This is a genomic window from Bacillus sp. LNXM65, from assembly GCF_002998575.1.
In the GTDB taxonomy this organism is placed as follows: domain Bacteria; phylum Bacillota; class Bacilli; order Bacillales; family Bacillaceae; genus Bacillus.
On record NZ_PVRB01000009.1, the window covers coordinates 85,540 to 107,692 of the forward strand.

Genomic DNA, 22,153 nt, shown 5'->3' on the forward strand with positions numbered 1-22,153 from the left:
TAGACAAAACCTCGCATTCATTGCCAGGTCTGCAAAGGTTTCGAAAAGAGGAAAAAAGGTTGCAGTTTCACCTTTTTTATTGCTGTTCAAACACGTAAGATAACGCCTTGATCGCTTGGTTCACGGTTTCTACAGTGATATTCGCTTTGTTTGATAGTTCCTTTAACGGATGGTGCAGTTCTTTTGGGCGGATCAAAATGAGAGGTTTTCCTTTTGTGATGGCAGCAGATGCATCCATTGCCGTGTTCCACTGTTTATATTTCTCACCAAAGCGGGCAATGACGACGTCTGCCTTGTTTAATAAGATCTCAGTACGGAAATTGTTCAAATCAGAAGCCGCATCATCTTTGAAAATGGCATTCGGCTGCTCACCTAAAATGTCCTCACCAATGTGATCTGAGCGGTCATGATTCTCCATTGGACCAACAAACGTCACCGGCAGTTTCAACGATTGGCTTTTCTCCTTGATTTCATCACGCCACTGGCTATGAATTTCTCCTGCTAAATAGACGGTTAATTGCATAACGATCTCCTCCTTTTGTACAAACTTAGTAAAGGTTTGCCCTGTTTCTTTTCATGTTACACAAGAAGTGCTTGATAAAGCAAAAAAAATATGATTATGATATTCATGGTAGAGACTATTTTTCATCGTAAGAATACTACATATAATGGGAAGGACAGGCTCTTCGTCTTTCCTATGAGAAAGCAGGAAGACGACGTTGATGACTTATTTGAAAAGAAAAGGGATCTCCCTTTCGCCAAAAGTGTATTTCATTGATGCACTCTCTTATATGGCTTTAGGTCTATTTGCTACATTAGTGGTAGGGCTGATTTTAAAAACAGCAGGCGGTCTGTTATCACTTCCGCTCATCATCAAAATGGGAACACTCGCAATGGGGCTCATGGGACCAGCGATTGGCGTAGCTGTTGCGTACCGGTTACAGGCATCTCCTTTGATCATTTTTGCAAGTGTTGTCTCAGGTGCTGCAGGAGCAGAACTTGGTGGACCTGCTGGAAGCTTTGTCGCAGCATTAATTGGTGTGGAACTCGGCAAGCTGGTCAGTGGTGAGACAAGAATTGATATTATTTTAACGCCGCTTGTCACCATTATTACTGGCTTTTTCACCGCCGCTTTGATCGGTCCTGGGATTGAAGCCATGATGACAGGGCTTGGTAGGCTCATCATGTGGGGGACTGACCAAAGTCCGCTGATCATGGGCATGCTAGTAGCGACCATTGTTGGACTTGCCCTCAGCTCACCGATTTCAAGTGCGGCGCTTGCGCTCATGCTTGACTTAAGCGGAACAGCGGCTGGTGCTGCAACAATTGGCTGCTGCGCTCAAATGGTCGGCTTTGCCGCTGCAGGCTTTAGAGAAAATCGTTTTGGCGGTCTTGCTGCTGTCGGCATTGGCACGTCAAAATTGCAGCTGCCGAACATTGTGAAAAATCCCCTTATCCTTATTCCGCCGACGATTGCGGGCCTCATTCTCGCGCCAATTGGTATTATTGGCTTTGGGATGGTCAATAATGCGGCAGGGGCAGGTATGGGAACGAGCGGCCTCGTTGGACAGCTCATGACACTGACCGTTATGGGATTTCATCCATCCGTTTTTCTGGCGATCGCTCTTTTGCATATCGTTGGCCCGGCAGTGATTAGTTTGGTAGTATCAGAATGGATGAGAAAGAAAGGCTATATACAATTCGGAGATTTAACCATACAAACTGGAGGAATGAAACATGAAAAAAATTGAATCAAACGAAGAATTACAAAAAGTGATTCAAGAAGACTTAACAGTATTGCTATTTTCAGCTGACTGGTGCCCGGACTGCACCTTTATCGAACCATTCTTGCCAGAGCTTGAAGCAAACTACCCAGAATTTGAGTACTTCTATGTGGATAGAGATCAGTTCATTGACACTTGCGCAGAGTGGGAAATCTACGGCATTCCAAGCTTTTTAGTTTTTAAAAATGGACAAGAGGTTAACCGCTTTGTCAGCAAGGATCGTAAGACGAAGGAAGAGATTGAAGCATTTTTAACAGATTCTCTTTCTAAATAATGAAAGGAGGGTCTAAATCATGGCAAAAATGACATCAAGACAGCTTGCGAACGAACTCAAAAGCCGTCTGACAAATGACAGCTGGTCACACCAGTTTGACCGAGAAAAAGATACGCTTCGTATTGAAGATAAACAAACAAGTAAAGGTATTACACTAGAGCTCCCGCCAATCATTGCAAAGTGGGAAGTAAAGCCTGATGAAACATTAGATGAGATCGTTTACTATGTGAAAGAGGCGCTAAGTGCCATGAAAGGCGAAGCGCAGCACATCTCAGGAAAAGAAAAGCAGATCTATCCTGTCATTCGTTCCACTTCCTTTCCTGAGACATCAAGTGATGGCATTCCCCTCGTTTTTGATGAGCATACAGCTGAAACGAGAATCTTCTACGCACTTGACCTTGGAAGCACCTACAGATTAATTGATGAGAAAATGCTTCAAAAGGAAAACTGGACAAAAGAGCGAATTAGGGAAACTGCAAGCTTCAATGTCCGCTCACTTGAAACTGTGGTGAAAATGGATGAAGTTGCAGGCAATCGGTTTTATTTCTTCCGTGCGAATGACGGATATGATGCCAGCAGACTTTTAAATGAATCGATTTTACAAGAATACGCGCAAAAAATAGAAGGACAGATGGCCATTTCTGTTCCCCATCAAGATGTATTCATCATTGCAGATGTTCGCAATGAATCAGGTTATGATATTTTAGGACAGATGTCGATGAGTTTCTTCGCCAGCGGCACGGTTCCGATTACCGCATTGTCATTTTTATATGACGAGGGCAAGCTTGAACCGATCTTTATTCTTGCTAAAAGCAGACCAAAACAGCAGTAGAAGGGAATTTTGAAGAATGAACGTTTTTTATAATGCAGAAGGTGTAGGCGACACACTCCTTATTTCATTGAAAGATGTGACGAGAGAAGAAGTAGGTCATGAGAGGTTTGGAGATGTCGTAAGAATCTTCAATCAAGAAACAAAAGAAACAACAGGTTTTAATATCTTCAACGCATCCACTTACATGAAAATTGAAGAAAACGGATCTGTACCGCTATCTGAAACACTTGTTCAAGATATCAACGAAATTTTAAACCGCAACGGTGTAAGTGAAACGTTGACTGTGGATCTATCACCAAAATTTGTTGTCGGTTATGTGAAGGAAAAAGAAAAGCATCCGAATGCAGATAAATTAAACATTTGCCAAGTAGATGTTGGCGATGAAACATTACAAATCGTGTGTGGTGCGCCAAATGTTGATCAAGGGCAATATGTCGTGGTTGCGAAGGTTGGTGCGGTGATGCCAAGCGGTTTGGTCATTAAAGATGCTGAGCTAAGAGGTGTTCCATCAAGCGGAATGATTTGTTCAGCAAAAGAACTAGATCTTCCAGACGCGCCTGCTGAAAAAGGGATTCTTGTTCTAGAGGGAAGCCACCAAGCTGGCGAACCCTTTAAAGCGTAACCTCCCATAAACGGGCACATAGGAGCGAAGAATGTGTTATACCAAAAGTCACTAAGTACGTACTTAGTGACTTTTTTTCATCTACAGACAGCACAAATAGCAAAGAGCAGCACTTTTCTCGCTTTTCTGCATGAAAAAGCAATGGTATACTAAAAATCGCCCAAGAAAACGTAAGGGGAGTTAAAGTGAGTGATAAATGATGAGTTGGTTAGATAAATTTTTTAGTGTATTTTTAGGAGAAGAAGAAAAGAAAGAAGAAAAAGCTGTGAGACCTAATGAAGGTCCAGCTGCACGAACGCAGCCAGTTTTTGAACAGCATAAAGAATATAAAAAAATTGAAGATACAAAAGTCTATTATGAATATCCGAAAGGCAACTTCCGCTTTCCGCTCGTTCCAGATGAACCTCTGCGTGACGGAGTGAAGCAGGAAAGAAGACGCGCAAAGCCAAGCAAGCCAAAGGCTAAGCAGAAGACCTATGAGCCAAAACAAACGGTGCAGCCTGACATCAATAAAAAGCCATTCAAAACAGAGCAAATTCCATCACCGATCTATGGCTATCATCAGGATATGCGTCCAAAACGAACAGAAGCGAAAGAAGAATCATCTCCTGTTCAAATGAAAGCAGCAGAAACAGCGCAGCGTGTCACCCTGTTATCAGAAGAGGCAGAGCGTGTACGGAATGTCAGACAGCAAATGAACATTCCGTCAATACGGAAAGAAAATCGTATGGAAGAAACGGTTTCAGCCCCAGCAGAAGAAAGAGTGGACATGCAAACAGACGTGACCCCGCTTACTTTGCAAGAGGAACTCGCTTATCAGGATCACGTTCAATCGACGATGGAGCGTTTAAATGACGAGCCTTTCATTCAAACAGAGGAAAAAGAGCAAGCCTTTTCTGAGCCTCAAGACCATATTGAAGCTGACTTACATAATCAGGAGGCCGAAGCTTATCAAGAACAGCCGGTAGAGGCTGAGCCGGAACAGGATGTCTCAAGCGATGATGAAGAAATAAAAGGCGAGCCGGTACATCAGTTTGTAGATCATACGGAGGAAATAGAACCGTTGACATTCGAAACAGCAGAAGACACACATCCCGCAATTGAAATGGAAGTAGACATGCCGGCAGAAGAAGTTGAGGTAACAGAAGACATCCCAGCAGAACCGGTCGCGGAAATAGAAGCTGATTCCATAGAAGATCATCAAGAAGAAGTGCCAGCGGCAGCATTTGAAGAAGCTGAGCCAGTCGCCAAGCATGATCTGCAAGAAGACCAATTGTTGGAAGAAGCTGAAATAGTAGAAGATCAAATGATGCCAATAGAACAAGTAGCAGACGATGAGACCGCTACTGAACCAGCAGAACCTGTCATAGAGCAGCAAGAAAAGCAAGAACAAGTGCATGAAGTCAAGGAAGAAAAACCGAAACAAGCAGCTCCGCAGACGCAACGTACAAGCGGACAAACCTCAACGGTTCCTTTTAACGTCATGATGTTAAAAAGTGATCAGCGTGTGCAAGGGCAAAAGAAAGCAGCAGATGCACAAGGGTATGTTTTCCCAAGTCTCGCCCTTTTAGACGTACCTCCAGCTCAAAAAGAAGAGGACGGGACATGGGTGAAAGAGCGGGCAGAGCTGCTCAATGCCACGCTGAAAAATTTCAATGTCAGAGCAAGTGTGGTTCATGTCACGCAAGGCCCTTCTGTGACAAGGTTTGAAGTACATCCAGAACCAGGTGTCAAAGTGAACAAAATCACGAACCTATCAGATGATATTAAACTCAGTTTGTCCGCAAAAGATATTCGAATCGAAGCACCGATTCCAGGAAAGAACACGATCGGGATCGAAGTGCCGAACCTTCACAGTAAAATGGTTTTCTTACGAGAGATGATCAGAAGCAGTGCATTTAGAGACAATCCATCACCTTTAACAGCAGCACTCGGATTAGATATATCTGGCCAGCCTGTTGTGGTTGATCTGCAAAAAATGCCGCATGGCTTAATTGCTGGAGCAACAGGGTCAGGAAAAAGTGTCTGTATCAATACCATTTTAGTGAGCTTAATGTTTAAAGCGTCACCAGATGAAGTAAAAATGCTCTTAATCGACCCTAAAATGGTTGAATTAGCGCCATATAATCACATTCCGCATCTCGTGAGTCCTGTCATCACCGATGCCAAGACAGCGACAGCCGCTCTGAAATGGGTAGTGGATGAAATGGAAAGGCGCTACGAACTGTTTGCGCACTCTGGCGTGAGAGAAATTAAACGATTCAATGAGCTTGTCAAAGAAAAACAAATGGGTGAAAAACTGCCTTATCTTGTCGTTGTGATCGATGAGCTCGCTGATTTAATGATGGTCGCACCAAATGAAGTCGAAGAAAGCATTTGCCGAATCGCACAAAAAGCAAGAGCATGCGGCATTCATTTATTGATTGCGACACAAAGACCTTCTGTCGATGTCATCACAGGTCTCATTAAAGCCAATATCCCAACAAGAATTGCTTTCTCTGTCTCAAGTCAGGTAGATTCTAGAACGATCATTGACATGGCAGGTGCAGAAAAGCTTCTCGGAAAAGGAGACATGCTTTTCTTAGAAAATGGCTCCGGCAAGCCGACGAGGCTGCAAGGGAACTTTGTATCAGACCGTGAGATTGATCAAGTAGTGGCACATGTAAGAAAACAGCGTAAGCCAGTGTTCCTTTTCGAACAGGAGGAATTAATGCTCCAAGGCTCTGCGATTACAGATGAAGACGAATTGTTTATGGATGCCTGCCGTTTTGCGATTGAGCAGAATAGCGCTAGTACATCGAGTTTGCAGCGAAGATTTAGAATTGGCTACAATCGTGCAGCCAGATTGATCGACATGATGGAACGCGAGGGCATGATCTCTGGTGCAAAAGGCAGTAAGCCAAGGGAAGTCCTTATGACACTGAGTGACTTAGAACAGCTGATCTAAACAAACCACTTCATTTTTTTTATAAACATGGTATGATAGCACATAGGTGCAATTTTGTAATTGGACGCTTTTCGTATGCCTGTCAGAACGCTTTTTTATGTAAAATGAGCGAAAGCAGGTGTTAGAAATAGGAAAGTTGTCGGATACTAATCATAGTTAATATTGATTAGAATAGGAAGATCGGAAAAAAATCTTTATTTGGAGCTGCGATCTGTGAGCCGCTAGAGGCGAAAATCACAAGTTGCAAATTGAAATGAGCGTCATATACTGTAAGTCAGATAGACGTTTGTTGGAGGTACAATTATGACTGTTTATCATTTTGTTGGAATAAAAGGGACAGGTATGAGTCCACTGGCCCAAATTCTTCATGATACTGGGTATACTGTCCAAGGATCGGATATCGAAAAACATATCTTTACACAAAAAGCATTAGAAGAACGAAATATTAAAATTCTTCCATTTGACCCAGATAATATTCAGCCAGGGATGACCGTGATTGCAGGTAATGCATTTCCTGATACACACCCTGAGATTGAACGTGCCCTTTCTGAAGGGATTCCTGTCATTCGTTACCATAAATTCCTTGGAGAATACATGGATTCATTCACAAACGTTGCGATTACTGGTGCTCATGGTAAAACGTCGACAACAGGACTGCTTGCCCATGTGATGCAATCAGCGAAACCAACTTCATACTTAATCGGTGATGGATCTGGTATGGGGAAAGAAAACAGCGAGTATTTTGTATTTGAAGCATGCGAATACCGCAGACACTTCCTCAGCTATCATCCAGACTATGCGATCATGACCAATATTGATTTTGATCATCCTGATTATTTCTCGGACATTGACGACGTGTTTGATGCGTTTCAAAACATGGCGCTTCAAGTGAAAAAAGCCATTATCGCTTGCGGTGATGATGAGCATCTGCCCAAGATTCAAGCGAAGGTACCTGTTGTGTACTACGGTTTCAATGAAGAAAATGATTTCCAAGCACGCAATGTTGTGAAAAACACGGAAGGCACTACATTTGATGTATTTGTACGCAATACGTTTTATGATACCTTCTACATTCCTGCCTACGGAAATCATAATGTCCTCAATTCATTAGCTGTGATTGCATTATGTCACTATGAAGCCATTGATGTAGAGCTCATCAAAGGGGCACTAATGACATTTGGCGGGGTGAAACGCCGCTTTAATGAAAAAGTGGTCGGTGAGCAGGTCTTAATTGACGACTATGCCCATCACCCAACGGAGATTGAAGTCACCATTGAAGCAGCACGTCAAAAATATCCAGACCGTGATATTGTCGCTGTCTTCCAGCCGCATACCTTCACACGTACACAGCAATTCTTAAGTGAATTTGCTGACAGTCTGAAAAAAGCGGACTATGTATACCTATGCGATATTTTCGGTTCAGCCCGTGAAAACATTGGGAAGCTGAGTATCGAAGATTTACGAGAAAAAATCCCGCAGGCCCAATTGATTGCGGAAGAAGATACATCTGTGCTGAAAGCGCACGAAGATGGGATTCTGATCTTTATGGGAGCAGGAGACATTCAAAAATATCTGCGTGCTTATGAGAAAGTCGCTGTATAAATGCTTAAAGGGAAAGTGCCGTTTTGATCGGCACTTTTTTTATTTTGAATAAAATGTGACAAAGGGGCTAAATGTGTCAACATCTGCCGCTTTTTTTCGTTCGCTGTGGACAGGAATCAGCGAATAAGTGTAGAATTATTATTCAATCGGTCATTCTAGGCGATGTTTGAATGATACAACGAGAGGGTAATGAATTGCATATGCCCGCAGCAAAGGAGGTATCAGATGATTATTATTCTATATCTAAGCGTTGCACTGATCGCAATTGCTTTCCTCATTCTTGTCATCTATTTGTCCAAAACATTAAAATCCTTACAGCTGACATTAAAGAATGTTGCATCAACTTTAGAAGGTCTTGAAGGTCAGATGCAAGGGATCACCACAGAGACGACACAGTTGCTACATAAGACGAATCAGCTTGCTGAAGATATTCAAGACAAATCGGCAAAACTCAACACAGTTGTGGATGCGGTGCAGGGAATTGGCGGCTCGATCAACCAATTTAATACAAGCATAAAGCAGGCAGCTGGTGCAGTTTCTTCATCCGTTGAACGAAATCAAGAAAAAGTCACGGATGTGGTAAGCTGGAGTAACGCAGCACTTGAAATTTATAAAAAATGGAAACAACGAAAACACCAAAAATAAACCATTTTCGCATAGGAGGAATAATCATGAGCAAAGACGGAATCAATAGCAAAGACTTTTTGATCGGAACACTTATTGGTGGAATTGTTGGTGCAACAACAGCCTTATTTTTAGCACCGAAGTCAGGGAAAGAGCTTCGCGATGATTTGAACACCCAAGCGAATGTTTTAAAAGAAAAAACAGATCGCCTCACAACAGATGCAAAAGAAAGAGGCACTGAATATGTGACGATTGCGAAAGATAAAACGTCTGAATTGTCCCAACTGGTAGCAGAACAGTCAAACCAGATTTTAGACAAAGTGAAAGACATAAAAGAGCGTGCAGCTGGAAAAGCTAATCATGTGAAAAGTGAAGCAGAAGATGCAGCAGCTGACCTAGCAAATGAAGCTTCAGATGTAGCAGACGAAGCAAAAGTACGAGCACAAGAAGCGAAATCAGAAATTGAAGATGGCATCAAAGATGTCAAAGAAAAAGTAGAACAATCGACTAAAGGCTAACTCTCACTGCTCGGAGTGAAGAAGGAGAACATCATGTCAAAACAACTCATTGAAACAGAAGAACAGTTTGATCAACTAACGAATCAAGATGGGACGTTTGTCTTTTTTAAGCACAGTTTGACATGTCCGATCAGCCAAGCGGCTTTTCAAGAGTTTGAAGCATTTGCGTCTGCACATGAAGACGTGCCTACTTATTTCTTGCAAATCCAAAACACAAGAGAGCTTTCATCCTATGTGACTGAAAAGTCGGGGGTAAAGCATGAAAGTCCCCAGGCACTCGTCTTTAGCGGTGGAAAAGTGAAGTGGCATGCATCTCACTCAAGCATTACAAAAGAAGCGCTTGAACATAATCTGTAGAAGAAACGTCAGCAATTGCTGACGTTTTTTTATAAAAAAAGGTTTACTTCAACCAAAAGTATGCTATAATCTTACACATAATACTTTATCGCTTAAAAGCGTTTGGGTAATAAAGAAAATTTTCGTGACAATTCCGAAATCTTTGTTTATAATAAACCCTATCATGAGAGAATGAAAAAATAAAAAGCGAGAACAGGCAGAGGAAAGGATGACAAAAATGAGCAACAATGAACTAGAACAATTGAGACAGCAGGCAGATGAACTAAATCTTCAAATCTTAAAACTGATCAATGAAAGAGGAAGCATTGTAAAAGAAATTGGAAAGGCGAAAGAAGCGCAAGGTGTCAACCGTTATGATCCTGTCAGAGAGCGCACAATGCTGAACCAAATTCTTGAAGCAAATGATGGACCGTTCGAAAACTCAACGATTCAGCATATTTTCAAAGAGATTTTCAAAGCAGGTCTAGAGCTTCAAGAAGATGACCACAGCAAAGCACTTCTTGTTTCTCGTAAGAAAAAATCGGAAAATACAATCGTGAACATCAATGGAGAAGCGATCGGTGATGGGAAACAGCGCTTCATCGTTGGACCATGTGCTGTTGAAAGCTACGAGCAAGTCGCAGAAGTTGCGGCAGCAGCGAAACAGCAAGGACTAAAACTACTTCGCGGAGGTGCATTTAAACCTCGCACAAGTCCATACGATTTCCAAGGACTTGGTGTAGACGGTCTAAAAATTCTAAAGCGTGTAGCGGATGAATACGGTCTTGCTGTCATTAGTGAAATCGTCAATCCTGCTCATATTGAAGAAGCGATTGAGCATATCGATGTCATCCAAATTGGTGCACGGAACATGCAAAACTTCGAGCTATTAAAAGCAGCCGGATCTGTGAAGAAACCAGTTCTTTTAAAGCGTGGTCTTGCAGCGACTATTTCAGAATTCATCAATGCAGCTGAATACATCATCGCCCAAGGAAATGACCAAATCATCCTTTGCGAGCGCGGTATCCGCACATACGAAACAGCGACAAGAAATACACTTGATATCTCTGCAGTGCCAATCTTGAAACAAGAGACACATTTACCAGTATTCGTTGATGTGACGCACTCAACTGGACGTAGAGATCTTCTCCTTCCAACAGCGAAAGCAGCTCTTGCGATTGGAGCAGACGGTGTCATGGCAGAAGTGCATCCAGATCCATCTGTTGCTCTATCTGACTCAGCGCAGCAAATGGACATTCCTCAATTCGAAAAATGGTTAGATGCGTTAAGACCACTTGTCAACATTCACGCGTAATCATAGATAGAAAAGCCGCCGGATAACTGCCCGGCGGTTTTTCTATGGATAAAATATGATGAGATTGGGAATGAAAGGAAAAGAGCACATTACAAGCCTCAAAAGTGCTTGTTCACAATGTTTTCATTTTTAAAATTCGATAGAATCTGCTAAGATCATTGTCATAGCTGACGTTCTCGGCGATTTTTCATGAAATATGATTCAATTTACAGGTAACAAGCTCATTAAAGTTTGTTTAATTTAGTTATAAAAAGAAAGGGAACGTTTTCATATGGTGAAAAAACGTGTATAATTTCATAAAAGAATGTCATTTTGATGTAGATTGAAAAATTATGTGTCTCTTTTCATCGTTTTAATGACAAATAGGATATTATTTTCCTCGTATCTGACATGTCTCTATCCAATTGGTGAATGCTATAGATATGAAGTGTATTTGAAGGAGTGATTTATGTGAATAATGTTACAATATATGATGTAGCAAGAGAAGCAAATGTAAGTATGGCAACGGTATCACGCGTAGTGAATGGTAATCCGAATGTAAAACCAACAACAAGAAAAAAGGTACTTGAAGCGATTGATCGTCTTGGCTACCGTCCGAATGCTGTGGCACGAGGCCTTGCAAGTAAAAAAACTACAACAGTTGGGGTGATCATCCCTGATATTTCTAGTATCTTCTATTCGGAGCTTGCTCGCGGAATTGAAGATATCGCCACGATGTATAAGTACAACATCATTTTAAGCAACTCAGATCAAAATACCGATAAAGAGCTTCATCTATTAAATACAATGCTAGGTAAACAAGTAGATGGGATTGTCTTTATGGGCGGAAACATCACAGATGTGCTTGTTGAAGAATTTAAGCGCTCTCCTGTGCCAATTGTTCTTGCAGCATCTGTTGAAGAGCAGGCTCAAACACCATCTGTCAATATCAACTACGAGCAAGCGATTTATGATTCAGTCCAGCTTTTAGTTGAGAAAGGACATAAGCGAATTGCCTTCGTATCTGGCCCAATGTCAGAACCGATTAACTCTATGAGAAAGCTTGCAGGTTATAAGCGTGCGCTTGAAGAAGCGGGCATCGCATTTGACGATGCGCTCGTCGCTGAAGGCGATTACTCCTATGATTCTGGAATTGAATCACTTGCTCATTTACTTGAGCAGTCTGACAAGCCGACAGCTGTTATTGCGGCTACCGATGAAATGGCGCTAGGTGTCATTCACGGAGCACAAGATAGAGGCGTATCGATTCCTGAGGATTTAGAAGTGATTGGCTTTGATAACACGAGACTTTCTCTCATGGTGCGTCCTCAGCTGACAACAGTTGTTCAGCCGACCTATGATATTGGCGCTGTCGCAATGAGACTGCTGACAAAGCTGATGAACAAAGAACAAGTGGACGATCAAATTGTTGAGCTTCCGCACAGAATTGAAGAAAGACAATCAACAAAATAAAACGAAAAAGCAGGCTTACACATTAGTGAATGCCTGCTTTTCTTATGCATTTTTCTTTTCTCTTCTTACAGGCATAAGTGCTTTTTCTACAGTTTGAGCATTCTTTTCTGTGATTTCTGCTTTTCTTGGGATCGGTGGATATAAATCGTCAGGGTCTCCCCATGTCGATGGCAGGCTGACAGGCGATTGTTTATGCCAAGCCTGAACCCAGTCCTGAGGCAGTTCAGCCGGCGGTGTGATGCCTTTCATCTCAAGCCAAATCAGGCTCCATGCCCTTGGAACGACACGCCAAATATCATATCCCCCTCCGCCAACAGCAATCCATTTGCCATCACAATATTGATGCGCTAACTCATGGGCAAGTCTAGGAATTTCCTCATATATTTTCATGGTGGCAGATAAATGGGTTAACGGATCATAGTAGTGTGCATCCGCGCCGTTTTGCGTCAATATCACATCTGGTTTAAAAAAAGCAGCAATTTCAGTCACTGCTGTTCGGTATGCTTCGAGGAACGATTCGTCTTCTGTAAATGCATCAAGCGGAATATTATAAGCGTAGCCATAGCCTTTATCGTGACCTCTTTCCTGTACTTGTCCAGTTCCAGGGAACAAGTAGCGCCCCGTTTCATGAATAGAGACCGTACAGACCTCTGGGTCGTCATAGAAGCTGAATTGTACACCATCTCCATGATGGGCATCTGTATCAATATATAAAATTCTTGCACCATATGTCTTTTGAATATATTGAATTGCCACGGAGCTGTCATTATATATACAAAAGCCAGATGCACGTCCTTTAAACCCGTGGTGAAGTCCGCCGCCAAGATTGAGTGCATGCTGCGAGTGTCCCATCATTACTTGGTCAACGGCTGTTAATGTCCCGCCAACAAGGAGAGAAGCTGCCTCATGCATACCTGCAAACATCGGTGTATCCTCCGTGCCAAGGCCGTAGCGTTCACCCTCTGCTGTAGAGAGCTTTCCTTCACTAGCCCGCTGCACAGCTTGAATATAATCGGCTGTATGGACGAGCTTTAATTCCTCCAGTGTCGCCATACGCGGTGCGACGATCTCATCATCTGTTAACGCCTTCATTTTTTGAAGAAGATCATATGTTAAGTAGACACGAAGCTGATTGAAGGGATGGTCTTGGTGAAATTGGTACGTTTGAAAAGAGGGTGAAAAAACAAAGGTCGCTTCCTTCATTTGATCGTCTGCTCCATTGGCCACAGCACCTTATAGCCTTTTGCACGAATCAGCTTCGTCACATGATCTGCATGAATGGTTTGAAGGCGGAATACGAGCACTTTAGAAGCTTCATTTGCATGCGGATACACGAGCACACTCAGCATTTGAATATGCTGCTCCTTTAAAATGGCCGTAATGTCTGCGAGGCCTTCTGTCATCTGGTCCACTTCAACCTCTAAGTGTGACCCAGGCTGATCTGCACCTGTCAGTCTGACAAACGTACGAAGCAAATCAGTCTTTGTGATAATGCCTACGAGCTTGCCTCGTCTCACCACTGGAAGGCAGCCAATTCCGTGTTCAAAAAAGACACTTGAAATCTCTTCAACGAAATCAAGCGGATGAGCAGCGATCGTCTCTAATACCATGATCTCTTCAACAGGACGCTGAATAAAGAGCTGTCTTTTTTCTGTTTCAAATATACTTGGACTGGCATTTTTAATATCCCGATCTGTCACCATCCCAATGACAGAACCTTGATCAGATACGATCGGAATATGCCGAATGTGATGTGCACTCATTTTTTGAATGGCTTCTTCAATCGTATCGGTTTTTCGCAGCGTGACCACATCACGCTCCATAATTTGTTCAATCATCATTGTTTACCAATCCCCTTTGCCAAAAAAACGAATTGAACGTTAATACATAAAGCGTTGATGGAAGCGAAGACGATCGAAACGCTCAATCGAATCAGGACTCACATTTTTCCCGATTCTGGCCATTAAACAATTGGCTGGATGTGAGCTAATCTCTGGCTCGTCTGTTGCAAACCAGACAAGACCGCCTGCGTTCATCATTTTCTCCATCATTTTGCGGTACTCCCACACGTTTTTCTTTGTCCCCTTTAAATCCCAATGCCAGTAATATTCAGTTGTAATGATGATATAATTCTCCATTTGCTCATCCATCATGCTCACATCAAGTAAATGCTTGCCAAGTGAGCAGCCTCTAAATGGAGGAGCGACCTCAATCGCGCCAAGCTCGATTAAATTTTCCATGTTACCCTCTGACCAGCGCTCAAGCGGATCAGGATACAAATACGTGACATAGCCTACGACAAGCTCATCCATTCTTGCAATGATAATACGTCCTTCTGGAAGGTCTGCTATTTCAACAAGTGCTTGTTTCTGTTCCTCAGGCGTGCGAAATGCCGTCAGTCCTTCATGAAAGGTATAGTTCGCAAGCTCTGGTGCAGGTACCGGACCTTCAATAAGGATGGAACCTGTTTCTTGCTCAATGGTTTTTGAATAATAAGTTTTAGGATGCTCCACGTATCCACCGCCTCAAATTCTAGTGAGTCGTCTCTATTTTATCTTAAAACTTGCAAGAATTAAAACGGTTTCACCATAAGTTTTTTAAAAATTGAGAAAAAAAGTCATCTATACTATAATGGTCATTGTAAACGTATGCAAAGGGGGACTGTTTGATGAAATTGGAAACGCTGCCATCAGTAAAAGGGGACTATCATTTAAATGATTATGAGCAGGCATACAAAGAATTTTCATGGGAGGAAGCAAGAAAAAACTTCTCGTGGTATGAAACAGGAAACATAAATGCAGCCTATGAAGCGATTGACAGACATGCGGACTCGTTTCGTAAGAACAAGGTGGCGCTTCACTACAAAGATTCACAGCGTGATGAAAAGTATACGTTCAGGGATATGAAAATCAACACAAATAAAGCGGGAAATCTATTCAGAGAAAAGGCGCATGTGCAAAAAGGGGATCGCGTATTTATCTTTATGCCAAGATCACCTGAGCTCTATTTTCTTCTGCTTGGCGCAGTCAAAATTGGTGCGATCGTTGGTCCGTTATTTGAGGCATTTATGGAAGGAGCGGTCAAAGACCGTTTAGAAAATAGTGAGGCGAAGGTCATTGTGACAACGCCGGATCTGCTTGAACGAATTCCGTTTGCAGAGCTTCCGAAGCTTGAATCCGTCATCATTGTCGGCGGTGAAAAGGAAGACGTCGATGGCGTTCGGACAATCCATTACGAAGAGGCGTTTGAGCAGGCAGCAAAGAACCTTGAGATTGAATGGATGGATGAAAAAGACGGCTTTCTGCTTCATTACACGTCAGGGTCCACAGGTACGCCAAAAGGTGTGCTGCATGTCCATGGCGCAATGGTGCAGCAAGACCAGACCGGTAAGTGGGTGCTTGATCTGAAAGAAGACGATGTCTACTGGTGTACAGCTGACCCAGGCTGGGTAACAGGCACAGTGTACGGCATTTTTTCACCATGGTTAAATGGGGCGACGAATGTCATTTTAGGCGGCAGGTTTAACCCTGATACGTGGTATGAAACCATTGAATCACTAGGTGTGACCGTTTGGTACAGTGCTCCGACTGCCTTTAGAATGCTGATGGGAGCAGGAGATGACCTCATTCAAAAATATGATCTCAGCTCGCTCCGTCATGTGTTAAGTGTAGGTGAGCCTCTAAATCCAGAAGTCATCCGATGGGGAGACGCTGTATTTGGCAAACGAATTCATGACACTTGGTGGATGACTGAAACCGGTGCACAGCTGATTTGTAATTATCCATGCATGGACATCAAACCAGGTTCAATGGGGAAACCGATTCCAGGCGTAGAAGCGGCGATTGTCGATAATGCCGGAAATGAACTTCCGCCATACCGGATGGGCAACCTCGCCATCAAAAAAGGCTGGCCGTCTATGATGCATACGATCTGGAACAATCCTGAAAAATATGAATCTTACTTTATGCCGGGAGATTGGTATGTTTCAGGAGATTCAGCTTATATGGACGAAGACGGATACTTTTGGTTCCAGGGACGTGTCGATGATGTGATCATGACATCAGGAGAGCGGGTTGGTCCTTTTGAGGTGGAAAGTAAGCTGGTCGAACATCCGGCCATTGCAGAGGCTGGTGTCATTGGAAAACCAGATCCAGTCCGCGGTGAAATTATTAAAGCATTCATTGCGCTCAGAAGTGGATATGAGCCGACAGATGAGCTGAAAGAAGAGATTCGTACGTTTGTGAAAAAAGGACTCGCTGCACATGCGGCACCGAGAGAAATCGAGTTTAAAGACAAACTACCTAAAACGCGAAGCGGAAAAATTATGAGACGTGTGCTAAAGGCGTGGGAACTGAATTTACCGGCTGGCGACCTATCGACAATGGAAGATTAATTTTTTTCATCAGTTGACTTGATACCAAAAGTATGTTTAAAATGACATTAGTTGAATATGTAAAGGTTTTGACTGAGATTCAGTAGAATTATCTTTCCCTGTCCAAGAGAGCTGACGGCTGGTGCGAGTCAGTACAAAGAGGTATTCGAATTACCCTCACGAACCGCTTTTACGAAAAGGAGCATGCATGCTGCCCTGATTAGTGAAAGAACGGATCTGTCCGTTATCAGTGTAAGTGAAAAGACGTGATTTGTTGTCTTTTAAGCAGGGTGGTACCGCGATATATATCGTCCCTTCGTTCATTCGAAGGGGCGTTTTTTATGTTGAATTGTAAAAAAAGGAGAATTGGATATGAGTCAATTGATGGAAGAGTTATCGTTCAGAGGATTAATTCAGCAGCAAACAGATGAAGAAGGTTTAACAAAATTATTAGCAGAAGAAAAAATCAAGCTTTACTCCGGCTTTGATCCGACAGCTGACAGCTTGCACATTGGTCATCTATTGCCAATTTTAACATTACGTAGATTCCAGGAAGCGGGCCATCACCCGATTGCCCTTGTTGGCGGCGCGACTGGACTAATCGGCGATCCTAGCTTCAAAAAAGCAGAGCGTTCACTAAACCCTGCAGAAATCGTAGAACAATGGACAGAGAAAATTAAAGGACAGCTGTCACAATTTCTTGATTTTGAAGCAGCCGAGAACCCAGCCGTTATCGTGAATAACTACGACTGGATCAGCCAAATGAATGTCATCACGTTCCTTCGTGATATTGGAAAGAACTTCGGTGTGAACTTCATGCTGGCAAAAGATATCGTCAGCTCACGGATTGAGACAGGGATTTCGTACACAGAGTTCAGCTATGTCATCCTGCAATCTTTAGATTTCGTAAACCTTTACAGAAATGAAAACTGTAAGCTGCAAATCGGTGGAAGCGACCAGTGGGGAAATATCACATCTGGACTTGAGCTGATCCGTAAGTCTGAAGCAGAAGGGGCAAAAGCATTCGGTCTAACGATGCCGCTTGTCACTAAAGCAGATGGCACGAAGTTTGGTAAAACAGAAGGCGGCGCCATCTGGTTAGATAAAGAAAAGACGTCTCCTTATGAGTTCTACCAATTCTGGATCAACACAGATGACCGTGACGTCGTGAAATACTTAAAATACTTTACGTTCTTATCGAAAGAAGAGATCGCATCGTACGAAGAAAAAGTGCAAACAGCACCTGAAAAGCGTGAAGCACAGCGCCGTCTAGCAGAGGAAGTCACGACACTTGTACATGGCCGTGAATCACTAGAACAGGCTGTCAACATCTCAAATGCGCTATTCAAAGGCGAGATCAAATCTCTTTCAGCCGAAGAAGTCAAAGTAGGCTTTAAAGATGTTCCATCAATGGAGAAAAGCAGCACAGAAGAATTAACACTTGTCGATGTCCTTGTTGAATCAAAGCTGTCTCCATCAAAACGTCAAGCACGTGAAGACATCACAAATGGTGCAGTTTCCATCAACGGAGAGAGACAAACCGATAAAGACTACGTCCTTTCAGCTGAAGACCGAATTGAAAACCAATTTACTGTCTTAAGAAGAGGGAAAAAGAAATACTTCCTTGTGAATTACAAATAAGAACGATGGGCAGCCGGCCGCGATAACCGGCTGCTTTTTTTATGCAAAATGAGAGATGAGTGCTCTTTGAAGAGTCTAATAGACTGTTCAAAGAGACTTTGTCTAGTCTTTTGGCATTGGCGTTGAGAAAGTCAAAGGTGCTTTTTCATTATTTATTTTCTATAAATTGATTGAACAAACAGTGCCTTGTTCACTTTTCTGACATATTTTTCTTATATAAAATAGAGTTCGAATAAGATGAATAAGGGGGAATGAAAGTGATTCGTTTTAAGAAAAAGAGTTTGCAAATTCTTGTTGCACTTGCATTAGTGATAGGTTCAATGGCCTTCATCCAGCCAAAAGAGATCAAAGCGGCTGAGCATAATCCGGTTGTGATGGTACATGGCATGGGCGGTGCGTCTTATAACTTTGCTTCGATTAAAAGTTACTTGGTATCACAAGGATGGGATCGAAACCAATTATTTGCTATCGATTTCATAGACAAAACAGGTAATAACCGCAACAATGGTCCGCGTTTATCCAGATTCGTCAAAGATGTGCTAGACAAAACGGGTGCCAAAAAAGTAGATATTGTGGCGCATAGTATGGGCGGGGCGAACACGTTATACTATATTAAGAATCTAGACGGCGGCGATAAAATAGAAAACGTCGTCACACTTGGTGGAGCGAATGGACTCGTTTCACTCAGAGCATTACCAGGCACCGATCCAAATCAAAAAATCCTTTACACCTCTGTCTATAGCTCAGCCGATCTTATCGTCGTCAACAGCCTTTCGCGTTTAATTGGCGCAAGAAACGTCCTCATTCACGGGGTTGGTCACATCGGTCTATTAGCTTCAAGCCAAGTCAAAGGCTATATCAAAGAAGGACTGAATGGCGGGGGACAGAATACGAATTAAAAAATGAAAGAAGACAGCGACTTGTGCTGTCTTTTTTTGATGTCATCGGACATATGACAGCTGCTAGATGATGAAAGAAGGTTATAATGGAGGTAAAATGATGACACAAAAACTCAAGCAATATTTTTTAGGATATTTCCCTTATTATCCGTGCTCATTTCTCCTCATCTATTTCATCTGGATGAAGTTTGTTAAATCAGTTCAAATAGGCGAGGTGATGTCCAACTGTACATCGATCATTGGTATCTATTACATCGTTGCCAGTGTGTGGTTTGTTTTTTTGATGCAAAAATAGGCAAAACATCATTAAAAGCATGTACAAATGGATCACCATTCCTTACACTACATGTAGTAAATGAGAATCTACGGAGGTGGGCGTTTGTGCAAAAGAATCAAAAGGCTTTGATCATTGTGGATGTACAGAAGGCGTTCGAGCATGAAAAATGGGGAGAACGAAATAATCTAGATGCAGAGAAAAATATCAGTCGTTTATTGACGTTTTGGAGAGAAAAAGGCTGGACAGTGATTCATATGCAGCATACATCTGACAAGCCGGACTCCTTATTTCATCCGGCAAATGAAGGGCATCTCTTCAAAGATATCGCCAAACCGCTAGAGGAAGAAACGGTGATACGAAAGAAAGTCAACAGCAGCTTTATTGGCACAAACTTGGATGAACAGTTAAGGTCAAACCATATTAACACGGTCGTGATCACAGGATTGACAACCCCTCACTGCGTGTCAACGACAACAAGAATGAGCGGCAATCTAGGCTTTGATACGTACCTTATCTCAGATGCAGTTGCCGCCTTTGGACTAACAGATCAAAACGGTACATATTATGATCCCGAAATGATTCATCGGCTATCACTTGCAACACTGCATGATGAATTTGCTACTGTCATGACAACAGATCAATTGATTAGTAATTGGATGGTAAAATAAAAGATATCGTTATACGCTTAATAATACTTGAGAGAACCATGTAACAAAAAAATCCTCTGGAATTCTAGGGGATTTTTTTCATGATAGATTATATGGTTTTGAATAGCTTCTTGAGACTGGCTAGTCATCATGAAAAAACCATAGACAAATTTAGCGCAAAATACAATCAAATTTTCACAACCAAAAGACTTTTGGAAGACTCTAGCAAATTATGTTTATTCTACGATTATCTTTTTATTCTTTGTACGTTTTACTTATCTGCACCTATTTACGGATGTAACATATGAATAATGATAAAGGAGATGAACAACTGATGGGTTGTGATAAGTATAAAAAATGCCCTTATTGTAAACATAAACTATCAAAATCAAACTGTTGCATCATTTGTGAAACAAAAGTAATTGTAGGGCGACGAGGATTACGGGGATTACGAGGGATTCGAGGAGCTACAGGAGCTACAGGAGTTACAGGAGCCACTGGACCTACAGGGGCCGCAGAAGCCACCGGAGCTACAGGAGCCACCGGAGCCACTGGTCCAACAGGAGCCACAGGAGATACCGGAGCAATCGGTCCAACAGGTGCTACAGGGGATACCGGAGCGATCGGTCCAACGGGTGCCACGGGAGATATCGGAGCGACGGGTCCGACAGGAGCCACGGGAGATATCGGAGCCACTGGAGCAACGGGTGCCACGGGAGATATCGGAGCCACTGGTCCGACAGGGGCTACAGGAGATATCGGAGCAATCGGTCCAACAGGGGCTACAGGAGCCACGGGAGATATTGGAGCCACTGGAGCAACGGGTGCCACGGGAGATATCGGAGCGACGGGTCCGACAGGAGCCACGGGAGATATCGGAGCGACGGGTCCGACAGGAGCCACGGGAGATATCGGAGCCACTGGAGCAACGGGTGCCACGGGAGATATCGGAGCCACTGGTCCAACAGGAGCCACAGGAAATACCGGAGCAATCGGTCCAACAGGAGCCACGGGAGATATCGGAGCCACTGGTCCAACGGGTGTCACCGGAGATATCGGAGCCACTGGTCCAACAGGTGCCACAGGAGATACCGGAGCGACGGGAGCGATCGGTCCAACAGGAGCCACGGGAGATATCGGAGCCACCGGAGCAACGGGAGCCACGGGAGATATCGGAGCCACTGGTCCGACAGGTGCTACAGGAGATACGGGAGCGATCGGTCCAACAGGAGCAACGGGAGCCACGGGAGATATCGGAGCCACTGGTCCGACAGGGGCTACAGGAGATACGGGAGCAATCGGTCTAACAGGAGCCACGGGAGCCACGGGAGCCATGGGAGATATCGGAGCCACTGGTCCAACGGGTGCCACGGGAGATATCGGAGCCACTGGTCCGACAGGGGCTACAGGAGATACCGGAGCGACCGGTCCAACAGGAGCCACGGGAGTCACAGGTGCAGGGCTAGCTGAATTTGCATATGTATACAATCTAAGTGCTCAAACAGTAGCTTTAGAAGCCCCGGTGATTTTTGACTCAACTGGAATTACTACTCCTGGTATTACACATGCCCCTGGAACTTCTCAAATTATAGTGACCAATCCAGGAAACTATGAGGTTACTTTTTCAGTTTCTGGCGTAGAGCCAAATCAATTCACTCTATTTGTAAATGGAGCTCCTGTGACGAACACAGTTTATGGTTCAGGAGCTGGTACTCAACAGAATAACGGTCAGGCCATCCTCGCTCTAGCAGCGGGTGACACGCTTACTCTTGTAAACCATACTTCCGCAGCAGCAGTTACTCTTCAAACTCTAGCAGGAGGGACTCAAACAAACGTGAACGCTTCTATTGTTATTAAAAAATTAGACTAACTTAAATGTTTAGAGATGCTTATAGAAGCACTCAAAAGGACCTTTTCATTTGAATATCTTTTTTCAGCCGTTTCTTGGAAGTCTTGCCCGGTGCTCGTCTTGTGCATAGTCTGTTTCCCATTATATGTTTTAAATTCATTT

At 43.2% G+C, this 22,153-nt stretch carries 21 protein-coding genes and 1 other annotated feature; of the genes, 17 read left to right on the forward strand and 4 right to left on the reverse strand.

Annotation, left to right across the window (positions count from 1 at the left end; translation table 11 throughout):
* Positions 1 to 76: 76 nt before the first annotated feature.
* Entirely contained in the window at positions 77 to 523 is a 447-nt protein-coding gene (locus tag C6Y03_RS17155; RefSeq protein ID WP_060597027.1) for a YtoQ family protein, read from the reverse strand.
* 199 nt (positions 524 to 722) lie between these two features.
* On the opposite strand from C6Y03_RS17155, the gene C6Y03_RS17160 reads away from it, so the two are divergent.
* The 11 genes from C6Y03_RS17160 to ccpA all read left to right on the forward strand — a co-directional run bounded on the left by C6Y03_RS17160 (position 723) and on the right by ccpA (position 12,306).
* Positions 723 to 1,751, forward strand: coding sequence for a PTS sugar transporter subunit IIC (locus C6Y03_RS17160; protein ID WP_066030539.1), 1,029 nt, complete (start codon positions 723 to 725; stop codon positions 1,749 to 1,751).
* The gene (locus C6Y03_RS17165; RefSeq protein ID WP_034665496.1) at positions 1,738 to 2,058 is read left to right on the forward strand and encodes a thioredoxin family protein; all 321 of its coding nucleotides are present in this window, start codon (positions 1,738 to 1,740) and stop codon (positions 2,056 to 2,058) included. The genes C6Y03_RS17160 and C6Y03_RS17165 overlap by 14 nt, the downstream gene beginning before the upstream one ends.
* 19 nt (positions 2,059 to 2,077) lie before the next feature.
* Positions 2,078 to 2,890, forward strand: coding sequence for a DUF1444 domain-containing protein (locus C6Y03_RS17170; protein WP_106039672.1), 813 nt, complete (start codon positions 2,078 to 2,080; stop codon positions 2,888 to 2,890).
* A gap of 16 nt (positions 2,891 to 2,906) precedes the next feature.
* On the forward strand, positions 2,907 to 3,512 hold the full coding sequence (gene ytpR / locus C6Y03_RS17175; protein WP_060597024.1) for a YtpR family tRNA-binding protein: 606 nt from the start codon (positions 2,907 to 2,909) through the stop codon (positions 3,510 to 3,512).
* A gap of 196 nt (positions 3,513 to 3,708) precedes the next feature.
* On the forward strand, positions 3,709 to 6,459 hold the full coding sequence (locus tag C6Y03_RS17180) for a DNA translocase FtsK (protein WP_106039673.1): 2,751 nt from the start codon (positions 3,709 to 3,711) through the stop codon (positions 6,457 to 6,459).
* Positions 6,460 to 6,762: 303 nt separating this feature from the next.
* Complete coding sequence (murC, locus tag C6Y03_RS17185; protein WP_034665503.1) at positions 6,763 to 8,061, forward strand: UDP-N-acetylmuramate--L-alanine ligase; 1,299 nt, start codon at positions 6,763 to 6,765, stop codon at positions 8,059 to 8,061.
* A gap of 225 nt (positions 8,062 to 8,286) precedes the next feature.
* Positions 8,287 to 8,706, forward strand: a complete 420-nt coding sequence (locus tag C6Y03_RS17190; RefSeq protein WP_003217556.1) for a DUF948 domain-containing protein — start codon at positions 8,287 to 8,289, stop codon at positions 8,704 to 8,706.
* A gap of 26 nt (positions 8,707 to 8,732) precedes the next feature.
* On the forward strand, positions 8,733 to 9,203 hold the full coding sequence (locus C6Y03_RS17195) for a YtxH domain-containing protein (protein WP_034665507.1): 471 nt from the start codon (positions 8,733 to 8,735) through the stop codon (positions 9,201 to 9,203).
* Positions 9,204 to 9,236: 33 nt separating this feature from the next.
* Positions 9,237 to 9,560 (forward strand): bacillithiol system redox-active protein YtxJ, encoded by a 324-nt coding sequence (gene ytxJ, locus C6Y03_RS17200; protein WP_034665511.1) that lies wholly within the window; start codon positions 9,237 to 9,239, stop codon positions 9,558 to 9,560.
* 217 nt (positions 9,561 to 9,777) lie between these two features.
* A complete protein-coding gene (locus C6Y03_RS17205) occupies positions 9,778 to 10,854 on the forward strand; it encodes a bifunctional 3-deoxy-7-phosphoheptulonate synthase/chorismate mutase (protein WP_003217626.1) in 1,077 nt (358 codons plus the stop codon).
* 450 nt (positions 10,855 to 11,304) lie between these two features.
* The gene (ccpA, locus tag C6Y03_RS17210) at positions 11,305 to 12,306 is read left to right on the forward strand and encodes a catabolite control protein A (protein WP_034665514.1); all 1,002 of its coding nucleotides are present in this window, start codon (positions 11,305 to 11,307) and stop codon (positions 12,304 to 12,306) included.
* Positions 12,307 to 12,348: 42 nt separating this feature from the next.
* On the opposite strand, the gene C6Y03_RS17215 is transcribed toward ccpA, so the two are convergent.
* Genes C6Y03_RS17215 through C6Y03_RS17225 form a run of 3 tightly spaced genes read right to left on the reverse strand, consistent with a single transcriptional unit; the run spans position 12,349 to position 14,819 of the window.
* Complete coding sequence (locus C6Y03_RS17215) at positions 12,349 to 13,509, reverse strand: acetoin utilization protein AcuC (RefSeq protein ID WP_106039674.1); 1,161 nt, start codon at positions 13,507 to 13,509, stop codon at positions 12,349 to 12,351.
* A complete protein-coding gene (locus C6Y03_RS17220; protein ID WP_106039675.1) occupies positions 13,506 to 14,147 on the reverse strand; it encodes a CBS and ACT domain-containing protein in 642 nt (213 codons plus the stop codon). Before C6Y03_RS17220 ends, C6Y03_RS17215 begins: the two co-directional genes overlap by 4 nt.
* A 39-nt stretch (positions 14,148 to 14,186) precedes the next feature.
* A complete protein-coding gene (locus C6Y03_RS17225; protein WP_060597021.1) occupies positions 14,187 to 14,819 on the reverse strand; it encodes a GNAT family N-acetyltransferase in 633 nt (210 codons plus the stop codon).
* 155 nt (positions 14,820 to 14,974) lie between these two features.
* Between C6Y03_RS17225 and acsA the strand changes: the two genes are divergently transcribed.
* The 6 genes from acsA (at position 14,975) to C6Y03_RS17260 (ending at position 22,012) form a co-directional block, all read left to right on the forward strand.
* Entirely contained in the window at positions 14,975 to 16,699 is a 1,725-nt protein-coding gene (gene acsA, locus C6Y03_RS17230; protein ID WP_066030543.1) for an acetate--CoA ligase, read from the forward strand.
* A gap of 59 nt (positions 16,700 to 16,758) precedes the next feature.
* Positions 16,759 to 16,997 (forward strand) — a binding site (T-box leader).
* Positions 16,998 to 17,050: 53 nt separating this feature from the next.
* Complete coding sequence (gene tyrS, locus C6Y03_RS17235) at positions 17,051 to 18,319, forward strand: tyrosine--tRNA ligase (protein WP_060597019.1); 1,269 nt, start codon at positions 17,051 to 17,053, stop codon at positions 18,317 to 18,319.
* A 320-nt stretch (positions 18,320 to 18,639) separates the two neighbouring features.
* Complete coding sequence (locus C6Y03_RS17240; protein ID WP_374955746.1) at positions 18,640 to 19,218, forward strand: esterase/lipase family protein; 579 nt, start codon at positions 18,640 to 18,642, stop codon at positions 19,216 to 19,218.
* 100 nt (positions 19,219 to 19,318) lie between these two features.
* Positions 19,319 to 19,513 (forward strand): hypothetical protein, encoded by a 195-nt coding sequence (locus tag C6Y03_RS17245; RefSeq protein ID WP_066030545.1) that lies wholly within the window; start codon positions 19,319 to 19,321, stop codon positions 19,511 to 19,513.
* A gap of 86 nt (positions 19,514 to 19,599) precedes the next feature.
* Positions 19,600 to 20,163, forward strand: coding sequence for a cysteine hydrolase family protein (locus tag C6Y03_RS17250; protein WP_106039676.1), 564 nt, complete (start codon positions 19,600 to 19,602; stop codon positions 20,161 to 20,163).
* 283 nt (positions 20,164 to 20,446) lie between these two features.
* Positions 20,447 to 22,012 carry a BclA C-terminal domain-containing protein gene (locus C6Y03_RS17260; protein ID WP_223260771.1) on the forward strand — a complete coding sequence of 522 codons (1,566 nt, stop codon included), beginning with the start codon at positions 20,447 to 20,449 and terminating at the stop codon, positions 22,010 to 22,012.
* Positions 22,013 to 22,153: the final 141 nt, after the last annotated feature.

Bases quoted from the DNA above. Each gene is read 5' to 3' on its own strand.
- C6Y03_RS17155 (WP_060597027.1), bottom strand. From the start codon at position 523: ATGCAATTAACCGTCTATTTAGCAGGAGAAATTCATAGCCAGTGGCGT.
- C6Y03_RS17160 (WP_066030539.1), top strand. From the start codon at position 723: ATGACTTATTTGAAAAGAAAAGGGATCTCCCTTTCGCCAAAAGTGTAT.
- C6Y03_RS17165 (WP_034665496.1), top strand. From the start codon at position 1,738: ATGAAAAAAATTGAATCAAACGAAGAATTACAAAAAGTGATTCAAGAA.
- C6Y03_RS17170 (WP_106039672.1), top strand. From the start codon at position 2,078: ATGGCAAAAATGACATCAAGACAGCTTGCGAACGAACTCAAAAGCCGT.
- ytpR (WP_060597024.1), top strand. From the start codon at position 2,907: ATGAACGTTTTTTATAATGCAGAAGGTGTAGGCGACACACTCCTTATT.
- C6Y03_RS17180 (WP_106039673.1), top strand. From the start codon at position 3,709: ATGATGAGTTGGTTAGATAAATTTTTTAGTGTATTTTTAGGAGAAGAA.
- murC (WP_034665503.1), top strand. From the start codon at position 6,763: ATGACTGTTTATCATTTTGTTGGAATAAAAGGGACAGGTATGAGTCCA.
- C6Y03_RS17190 (WP_003217556.1), top strand. From the start codon at position 8,287: ATGATTATTATTCTATATCTAAGCGTTGCACTGATCGCAATTGCTTTC.
- C6Y03_RS17195 (WP_034665507.1), top strand. From the start codon at position 8,733: ATGAGCAAAGACGGAATCAATAGCAAAGACTTTTTGATCGGAACACTT.
- ytxJ (WP_034665511.1), top strand. From the start codon at position 9,237: ATGTCAAAACAACTCATTGAAACAGAAGAACAGTTTGATCAACTAACG.
- C6Y03_RS17205 (WP_003217626.1), top strand. From the start codon at position 9,778: ATGAGCAACAATGAACTAGAACAATTGAGACAGCAGGCAGATGAACTA.
- C6Y03_RS17215 (WP_106039674.1), bottom strand. From the start codon at position 13,509: ATGAAGGAAGCGACCTTTGTTTTTTCACCCTCTTTTCAAACGTACCAA.
- C6Y03_RS17220 (WP_106039675.1), bottom strand. From the start codon at position 14,147: ATGATGATTGAACAAATTATGGAGCGTGATGTGGTCACGCTGCGAAAA.
- acsA (WP_066030543.1), top strand. From the start codon at position 14,975: ATGAAATTGGAAACGCTGCCATCAGTAAAAGGGGACTATCATTTAAAT.
- tyrS (WP_060597019.1), top strand. From the start codon at position 17,051: ATGAGTCAATTGATGGAAGAGTTATCGTTCAGAGGATTAATTCAGCAG.
- C6Y03_RS17240 (WP_374955746.1), top strand. From the start codon at position 18,640: ATGGCCTTCATCCAGCCAAAAGAGATCAAAGCGGCTGAGCATAATCCG.
- C6Y03_RS17245 (WP_066030545.1), top strand. From the start codon at position 19,319: ATGACACAAAAACTCAAGCAATATTTTTTAGGATATTTCCCTTATTAT.
- C6Y03_RS17260 (WP_223260771.1), top strand. From the start codon at position 20,447: ATGAATAATGATAAAGGAGATGAACAACTGATGGGTTGTGATAAGTAT.